This window comes from Absiella sp. AM29-15, assembly GCF_003434225.1.
GTDB lineage: Bacteria > Bacillota_I > Bacilli_A > Erysipelotrichales > Erysipelotrichaceae > Hoskinsella > Hoskinsella hominis.
Map to the genome: position 1 here is coordinate 100780 of NZ_QVFL01000018.1, position 9057 is coordinate 109836.

At 34.0% G+C, this 9057-nt stretch carries 9 protein-coding genes; 4 read left to right on the forward strand and 5 right to left on the reverse strand.

The features are described 5' to 3' along the window. Positions 1-18: 18 nt before the first annotated feature. Both DW761_RS16850 and DW761_RS16855 read right to left on the reverse strand, forming a co-directional pair. The gene (locus tag DW761_RS16850) at positions 19-702 is read right to left on the reverse strand and encodes a ferrichrome ABC transporter substrate-binding protein (RefSeq protein ID WP_117451531.1); all 684 of its coding nucleotides are present in this window, start codon (positions 700-702) and stop codon (positions 19-21) included. Positions 703-720: 18 nt separating this feature from the next. Beyond that, positions 721-1884 (reverse strand): alanyl-tRNA editing protein, encoded by a 1164-nt coding sequence (locus DW761_RS16855; RefSeq protein WP_117518843.1) that lies wholly within the window; start codon positions 1882-1884, stop codon positions 721-723. A gap of 174 nt (positions 1885-2058) precedes the next feature. Between DW761_RS16855 and DW761_RS16860 the strand changes: the two genes are divergently transcribed. From DW761_RS16860 to DW761_RS16875, 4 genes are all read left to right on the forward strand, one after another. After that, positions 2059-2934, forward strand: a complete 876-nt coding sequence (locus DW761_RS16860; RefSeq protein ID WP_117451527.1) for a class I SAM-dependent methyltransferase — start codon at positions 2059-2061, stop codon at positions 2932-2934. A 127-nt stretch (positions 2935-3061) separates the two neighbouring features. Continuing rightward, positions 3062-3472, forward strand: coding sequence for a hypothetical protein (locus DW761_RS16865; protein ID WP_117518844.1), 411 nt, complete (start codon positions 3062-3064; stop codon positions 3470-3472). Then, a complete protein-coding gene (locus DW761_RS16870; RefSeq protein ID WP_117518845.1) occupies positions 3465-3953 on the forward strand; it encodes a hypothetical protein in 489 nt (162 codons plus the stop codon). Before DW761_RS16865 ends, DW761_RS16870 begins: the two co-directional genes overlap by 8 nt. 11 nt (positions 3954-3964) lie before the next feature. Beyond that, complete coding sequence (locus DW761_RS16875; RefSeq protein WP_117518846.1) at positions 3965-4498, forward strand: hypothetical protein; 534 nt, start codon at positions 3965-3967, stop codon at positions 4496-4498. Between the two features lie 36 nt (positions 4499-4534). Here the strand turns inward: DW761_RS16875 and DW761_RS16880 are convergent, their stop codons facing one another. From DW761_RS16880 to licT, 3 genes are all read right to left on the reverse strand, one after another. Next, positions 4535-6016, reverse strand: a complete 1482-nt coding sequence (locus DW761_RS16880) for a glycoside hydrolase family 1 protein (protein WP_117451520.1) — start codon at positions 6014-6016, stop codon at positions 4535-4537. A gap of 12 nt (positions 6017-6028) precedes the next feature. Further along, on the reverse strand, positions 6029-7870 hold the full coding sequence (locus tag DW761_RS16885) for a beta-glucoside-specific PTS transporter subunit IIABC (protein ID WP_117452001.1): 1842 nt from the start codon (positions 7868-7870) through the stop codon (positions 6029-6031). 102 nt (positions 7871-7972) lie between these two features. Continuing rightward, on the reverse strand, positions 7973-8806 hold the full coding sequence (gene licT / locus DW761_RS16890; RefSeq protein WP_117451519.1) for a BglG family transcription antiterminator LicT: 834 nt from the start codon (positions 8804-8806) through the stop codon (positions 7973-7975). Positions 8807-9057: the final 251 nt, after the last annotated feature.

Below are 9057 nucleotides of genomic sequence, written 5' to 3' on the forward strand. Positions count from 1 at the left end.
ACTGTATGTTCAGTCCCTTTAATCTAGTGCTAATACACGATAACCTTGTTTTGGCTGCGCTGATTCTGCATAATTGCCACTATAATCTGTTTCTGGATTATAGTCATAATCATACATACGAATCAGTGTTACCTTCATGCTGGTTTTAAGTTTATCTACTGGAATCTTTCCTTCCTTATAGGTTACTTTTAAATCAACATAATAACCTTCTACAGGCTGTGCATTATATTGTAAACCTTGTGCTTCTTCAAAACCACTGATCTGCACATCACTTACTTCAGGTAAACTGTCCTTACCATATTCATTTACGATTGTAGGATAATTTCCATAATAATAAGCAGTCGCAAAATCTTTAAACTTATTGATATAGGCTGTAGGAATAAATTCTAAACCACCTAAATCACTTTGATCTTTTTTATTGGACAATGTAAAGAAATCAAAAGCAAAGCTGACAGCTACCTGTTTTGCTTCTTCTTGTGTATCCTGATTCTCCAGTGCTGCGCTCAGCTTGTTGTATGCCGTGATTTGTGCATTCGTAGGATTGACTGGTTCCACATAGACATCATTTGCGACCATGGAAACCACAGGCTCTTTTTTATCTTCTTCTTTTTTGCTTTCCTTGTCTGATCCCCCGCTACAGCCGCTGACTGTAAATACCATCGCAAGAAGCGTTAGTGCAATCAAGCTTTTTCTGATTTTCATAAATACCTCCAACTGCAATTAGAATTTCATTTGTTTGACATATTCTAAAACATTTTCTTTATACAGGCCGCCGCCTTGTTTCAGTTCTTTGTTGCCGCCACCTTTTAAGTGGTATTCATCCGCAATCTTTTCAAAGACCTTTTCCACATCAAAGTCAACCTCAGGATGACTTGCGACAACCACTTGCATATTATCGTATATTTTTGCGATAAATACAACTGCTTTTTTATCTTCTTTTGTTATATATTGAGCTAAATTCGCCAAAGACTTCTGGTCGATATCATCGAAGAACTCCACAATCACATCTTCTTCTTTTGCGGCAAGTTCTTTCGCAAGCATTTTATAGTATTTATGCTTCCATACAACTACATCTCTGTTTAACTGTTTTACTTCATTAATCAAACGATTAACGCCAGTATTGACATAGATATGGGAAACTGCCAATGAGTTGCTGGCTTCATCCAAGACTTTATAACGTTTCTTAACGCTGTCTAACATCTGATCTCCTACAGTATAGCGAATCTTATAGCCTTTACTTGTTTTTTCGTACCCAACAATAAACAGCATTTGCAGATAACGTAAGCTAGGCACATGCATACAACCACACAGGTTATAGTCTAACGCACCGATTTTCACAACACGGATATCATCATCCATATGTGGAATTAATGCTTCTTTCGCAACGAATTTTAATGCTTCGTTATAACTTGGATATGTAACTGTCACATCCAGATCATCACGAATCAATCCATTGCACAGCACCTCTAATTCAAATGCCATTTTATCATTGAAATCTTTCAAATCAAATTCAATATCATTTTCTTCATCACCAACATGGTGAGCATGTGTTTTTACTTTATATACATTTCCTAAAACAGCACTAATCAAATGCTGGGCTGTATGAACCTGACATTTACGAAAACGTTCATGCAGATTCACGCTCATAAATACGTTTCCTTCCAATCTGGTATCCAATAAATGCCATAATTCTCCATCTTCATATTTTAATGCTTCTACATAGTGATTATCAATCATTCCGATATCACTTTGCATACCTCCACTTTCCTTAAAGAAAATGGTTTCTTTGAATGCATGCCAGAACATGCCGTTTTCTTCTTTTACTTTTGTTACGACAGTCCCTAGTTCTGTCTTAAAGCAATTATCATACAATTTATTGAACATACTCACGCTTCCTTTCCTCATAAAATTTTTATTTCTTCTATTTTACCACATTTTTAATTCCTTTTGAATAGTAATCCCTTTTAATTAATATGTGAAATCATGTTATTTCATGCCTTTTCATTGCGGTAAAAATCATGTATAATGATAAAGCAAGTTTATAGCAGGAGGACATATATGAATCAAGTAGCAGATCATTGGAAAGATTATGAATGTATAGATGCCGGAAACGGTGAAAAACTGGAAAGATGGAAAGATATTATTTTACGCCGTCCAGATCCTCAGGTTATCTGGCCTATTGACAAGGAAGATCAGTTATGGAAAAGTCCTCATGCCCATTATCATCGCAGTAAAAGTGGTGGCGGCAGTTGGGAATATAAAAAGAAATTTAAAGAAAGCTGGACCATCTCTTATAAAGAATTACGATTCAAAGTATCTCCTACCGGTTTTAAGCATACGGGACTGTTCCCTGAACAGGCAGCAAACTGGGACTTTATGATGGATAAAATCAGAAATGCAGATAAAGAAATCCGTGTTTTAAATTTATTTGCTTATACAGGTGGAGCGACAATGGCCTGTGCGAGTGCAGGTGCTGCAGAAGTCGTACATGTGGATGCGAGTAAAGGTATGGTCAACTGGGCAAAGGAAAATATGAGCTTATCACATCTGGAAGATCATAAAATCCGTTTTATCGTGGATGATGTTTTAAAATTTGTACAACGTGAAAAACGTCGTGGAAGAACCTATCATGCGATCATTATGGATCCACCAAGTTATGGTCGAGGACCAAATGGCGAAGTTTGGAAGATAGAAGAACAATTATATCCACTGGTAAGTGCGTGTATGGAAATTCTGGATGATGATCCTTTATTCTTTTTGATCAATTCCTATACAACAGGTTTTCCAGCATCTGTTTTATATAATCTGATTCATGCGACAATTTTAAGAAAACATCCAAATGGCTATATAGAAGCCGGAGAAATTGGATTGCCAATCACAAGAAGCAATACCACCCTTCCTTGTGGCATCTATGGAAGATGGGTAAAAAAATAACAAAAGTCTACTATCACAATCATCATACGATAGTAGATTTTTTTCAAATTGAACTGACAGATGTAAAAAATAACGATATAATGAAAGCAGATATATTCCAAAAGAACGATAGGAAGAAGGCATAATCATGAATATCATACAAGCTTATATAGAAAAATTAATCACATTATATGGTGATGAAATCGTATATGAAAATATTCACTATGATGAAGAAACCTTACAGCAGATTCCAGAAGTCTTAAGACCCTTATATCGTGAAGTTTCAAAACTATCGATGCCTTTTGGTGAGATTGATTGCCTTGAAACAGCACTGAAAAATTCCAAAGCAGAACCATTTTTAAGTGAACAATGGTTTTGTTTTGGCAGTGATGATTATTTTTCATTTTGGCTGTGCCGATATACACCAGACGATGATGGTTTTTCTATCACTTATTGGGATCATGATTCAGGAAGTGAAATTGATGATGCCATTTATATGAATATCATTGATTTTTTAGAAGATATGCGCAATGAATATGAGGAAGATAAGAATGAATAACAGCATAACCATAGATTCTAATTTCATAAAAACCTTATTATCTTTTCCCTGGTTTCTGAATTGTGGAAAGGCTACAGAAATTGATAATGTTATGTTAAGCAAAGATGTTAGAAAATCTATCCAATCATCAAAATGGGAAAACATCCTGTTGGAAAAACGTGGAGAGTATACTGCACAACTATCAAAAAATTTTAAAGACGGATATCGAAATTGGAATCAGATCATCAAAACTGTAAAAAGCGATATCCTGCCACAACTTGAAATCATCTGGCAAAAGAATTTAAAGGCTGCCGGCATCTATGAGCCTTATATTTTGGATGATATAAAATTCAATATTTCAACAATTCTTATGCTTCACGCCTATAGTCGATATATTCCAATGCCTGATTTTTTTGAAAAGCTTCTATCCATACATGCAAGTGGTCATATCCCCTGTGGATGGAGAAAAGGAAAAGAAAGTGGATATATACAGGTTTTTTAAAGGAGTTTATGATGAAACAAAACATTGATTTTCATACAATTTCACTTACAGGAAGGCTTTGTTACTTATTCATGTGCTTTGAGCGATACGTAACAGCATGTTACCCTGAAAAAGACTGGACACTTGTTGCACAAAAGTTTTGGCAATGGACTAACCATTATTGGGATGAAGGGTGTGATATCTACGCACAAATTATACCGGAATTCCTTTTTGAATTTGATGATTATGAGCAAACAAATGAGCAATTTGATGGTAACTTATCAAAAAACGATTATGAACAATTCTCATTCTTATATAAGGATGTATGCATCGAGGAAATCAATCAGCTGTTCATGTTAGGCATAGACTTCGATAACGCTTGTGAAGGTAGTGACTTTTCAAATGCAGATGATATCACCATTGATATTTTAGAAAAAGCTCAAATAATATTATCCAAACATCATATATCTTATCCAGATATTCATTTGTTATCTGGTTTTTCAGTGAATCAAAAGAATGGATGGGGCGATTTCTTAGACAGTTCATATTTATCTATAATTATTTAAAGCAAAAGTACAGCAAACTGCTGTACTTTTATAATATTAGTAATCAAGATTTTCACCATTTGAAGCAATCACTTGTTTGTAATAATCAAAACTGTCTTTCTTTATGCGTTTCATTGTTCCATTTCCATAATCATCCATATCCACATAAATAAACCCATAACGTTTTGACATCTGTCGTGTAGATTCACTAACTAAATCGATGCATCCCCACCATGTATATCCAATTAAATCTACACCATCTGCATTGATAGCATCACTCATAGCTTTTACATGATCCTTTAAATACTCCATACGGTATGCATCATGAATCTTTCCATCTTCTGAAACTTTATCTTTTGCGCCTAGTCCATTTTCAACAATGAACAATGGTTTTCTATAACGATCATATAATTCAACAAGTGAAATACGTAATCCTATAGGATCTGTCTGCCAACCCCATTCGCTACTTGGAAGATATGGATTTTTTACACCATTTACTGTATTGCCAGGTGCCATATCTAATCCACTTGTATCTGCGGCCATACAACTAGTCATATAATAGCTAAAAGAAACAAAATCTACAATACCATCCTTTAAAATCTGATCATCTCCTTCCTCTTTATTTATATGGTATCCTTTTCCTGAAATTTCATTTAACAGATATTTTGGATACTCCCCAAACACCTGTATATCTACATAACGATACACACTTCTCATTCTCTGTTGATTTGCAAGATTATCTTCTGGTTTACATGTAAATGGATAGAAGCATAATTTTGTCATCATACAGCCAACCTGTGCATTTGGATATAATTCGTGACAGATTTTTACTGCTTTTGCTGAAGCAATCATTTGATGATGCATCGCCTGATAAATTGCCTGTTCAAATGGAATATCATCAAACATATCTTCAATCAGTCCACCACTTGTGACAGGATGACGTAACATTGCATCTACTTCATTAAAAGTCAACCAATAATTTACATATTTGCCAAAGCGTTCAAAGCATACACGAGCATATTTTACAAAAAGATCAATCACTTCTCGTGAATACCATCCACGATAATCTTGTACTAAAGCTAATGGTGGGTCATAATGAGATAATGTAACAAGCGGTTCAATACCATATTTTTTACATTCTTTAAACATTTCTTCATAAAACGCTATTCCTTTTTCATTCGGCTTTTCATCACGAGGATCGCTAAATATTCTTGACCAGCATATGGACATGCGAAATACTTTAAAACCCATTTCTGCAAATAGTTTTATATCTTCTTTATAATGATGATAAAAATCAATTGCCCTTCGTTTTGGATAATTTGCCTCTTCACCAGCTTTTAATGCTTCTTGCAAATCTTTAGAATTATATGCAAATTGTTTTGTAAAATCTGAAAATCCAACTTCACGGTATGGTAGACAATCTTGAATTGTCCAGCCCTTTCCATCTTCTTTCCATGCGCCTTCTACTTGATTAGCAGCTGTTGCTCCTCCCCAAAGAAAATTCTTTGGGAATTTTAAAGATACTTGATTTTCATACATATACATTTCCTCCTACTTCAATACTGTTAATAATGGTTCTGATGATACAATAATACCTTGTGTTTCAAATGGTAAAACATCTAAGTATTGATCTGCATTGGTGACAATCACTGGGGTAATAAGTGAATAACCCTCTTTCAATATAGAAGCCAAATCAACTTCAGCAATTAATTCTCCCTGTTTTACCTGTTGTCCTTCTTTTACAATCACATTAAAATATTTTCCCTGTAAATTCACAGTGTCCATTCCAATATGAATTAAACATTCTATACCATCCTCTGATTCAATACCAATCGCATGCTTTGTAGGAAAAATTGTTTTAATTGTACCATCTACAGGTGCTACAACTTTTCCATTATTTGGATTAATTGCAATCCCTTTTCCTATACTGCCACTTGAAAAAGCAGGATCATCTATACTATCTAATTTTACTAAATCTCCACTCATTGGGCTAATAAATACCGTTTTCGCATGTTCTTCTTCAATTTTCGTTTCAACAGTTTTATCCTTTAAATTTTTTTCTTCAGATAATCCAAAGATTTGTACAAAGATAAAGCCTAGTACAGTTGATATTCCCATACCAGTGCAAACTGCCCAGAAACCATCTCCCATAAATACTGGCAATGATAAGATGCATGAATTTACATATGCAGTAGCATGTCCTCCAAAGAATGCTACAAATGCTCCTCCGACAGCTCCTGCAAGCATAACAGATAATAATGCATTTTTAAACTTCAATAAAACACCATAAATACCTGGTTCTGTAATACCAATAAAAGCAGAAATAAAGCTAGACATTGCTACAGATTTTGTATCATTACGTTTAGATTTAAACCAAACACCTAATGTCACACCAACAAGTGCCATTGTTCCCATAGTATTAATAGGCAATAAGACATCATAGCCAAATTGAGATAAGTTTTCCATACAGATGGCACCTAATGATAAATGCATACCAGTTAAGACAACTAATAATCTTGTGCCACCAACAACAGCCCCTGCAATAATTGGAGATAAATCGAATAAGAATTTCACAATTTGCGCAAGGCCTTTTGCTAGATAGCTGGCTAATGGTCCTGTGGCAATCAAAGTTATTGGTACCATTATCAATAATACGATCATTGGTGTAAATACCAATCTTAAAAATTTAGGTACAAATTTATCAACATATTTATAGACGTAACTCATTACCCAAACAGATAATATAATTGGAATAGAACTTGCTGCGTATTTTACAAAAGGTATTGGCATACCTAAAAAATGTAATGGATCTAATCCTTGTGCCAGTCCAGCTGTCATTGTTGGATACAGCAATGCTCCTGCAAGTGCCATTGCACAAGCTGTATCTGTTTTAAATCTTTTTGATGCTGACCATGCTACTAAGAATGGGAAGAAATAGAAAACACAATCTCCCACAATCGTTAATACAGTAATCATTTCAGAAGCTGGATCTACACCACAAAATGAAGTTAAAATTGTGATTAGACCTTTTACCATTCCAGTTCCTGCTAATACTGGAACAACTGGCAGGAAAATGGCTGCCATAGTTTCAAAAATACCTTTTAACTGAAATTTCTGTTTTGTCTGCAATGTTTCTTCATTATGAATAAAACCAATTTGTTTGATGATTTCATCATAAACGATTTCAACATCATTTCCAATAATGATTTGTAATTGCTCTGTCTGATATTGTGCGCCTAATACCCCATCAATTTTTTTAATTTCTTCAAGATTAACCACGCTTTCATCTTTTAAATAAAATCGAAGTCTTGTTACACAATGAAACATTTCTTTTATATTACTTTTTCCTCCAACTGCTTTTACAATCATTCCTGCTGTCTGCTTAATATTCATATTCATTCACCTTCCTGTTAATAAATAAAAACACCTGAAAAGACCTTTTCTTAAGGTTCAATTCAGGTGTTGCCTACTTAAAGTTACAATCCTAAACAAAATTTAATTGTTAGAAACTCTTTCAATATGTATTGTAAGATACAATTTATCATCATCTGATATAGGATATCCATATGTTATGTCAACATATTGTGCAATTCTTTCTACACATGTAAAGGACTCCTTATATTTTTCTTTTACAACTTGAAACAGCTGATTTTCACTATTTCCTGTATTTCGATCTCTTTGGAGAATACGTTGAGCAAAAAACTTCAAATGCGTCACCAATCGATAATATGTTAATGAATCTTCATCAAAATCAATATGCTTAAAGTTTTTGATAATTGTCAAAATATCTTGAACAACTTTTGTCATTTGCATGGTTCCCTGCATATCTCCATTTAATTCTGCATTCACAAAGTGTAATGCAATAAATGCTGCTTCGTCCTCTGGTAATTCCACCTCATATCGCTGATTAATCATTTGCAAGGATTGCATTGCAACCTTAAATTCTTCTTTATATAATCGTTTAGTTTCAATTAATAAGCGATTTTGTATTAACATACCCTCTCGATATCGTTGAATCGTGAAGTAGATATGGTCACTAAGAGAAAAATATAAATCATCATTAAACTCTTTACCAAGTTTTAGTTTGGCTTGCTTTATTATTTCCTCTGCCAGATTGATATAATCCTCTGGAATATCTTTCACAAGTTTCTTAAAATGATCTGTTAGTTTTGGTACATCCTGAGAAAAAATCTTATCAATTTTCGTATCATCTATCATTTCTCCTGCTTTTTTACCAAATGCGACACCACATCCCATAACGATTACCTGTTCTCCCTCATCGTTTTTTGCAAGCACTACATTGGTATTTAGCACTTTGTCAATGACCATTCATCCACCTCCCGACAAATAAAAAAAGGCAGCAACAGTAAAACCAAATATTTTACTCTTCACATGCCTTTATTGGTATTGCCTTATTAAAAGTCACAATCCGTTTGACTATTCTTTTTTCTTTGTAACCGGTTACTGCCTATATAATACTCAGCGTTTCTATATTTGTCAATCATTTTTTTAATATTTTTTCACTTTAATATGATTCGAATATGATAATGTCTTAATGAAACCAAATTGATTTTGTCTTT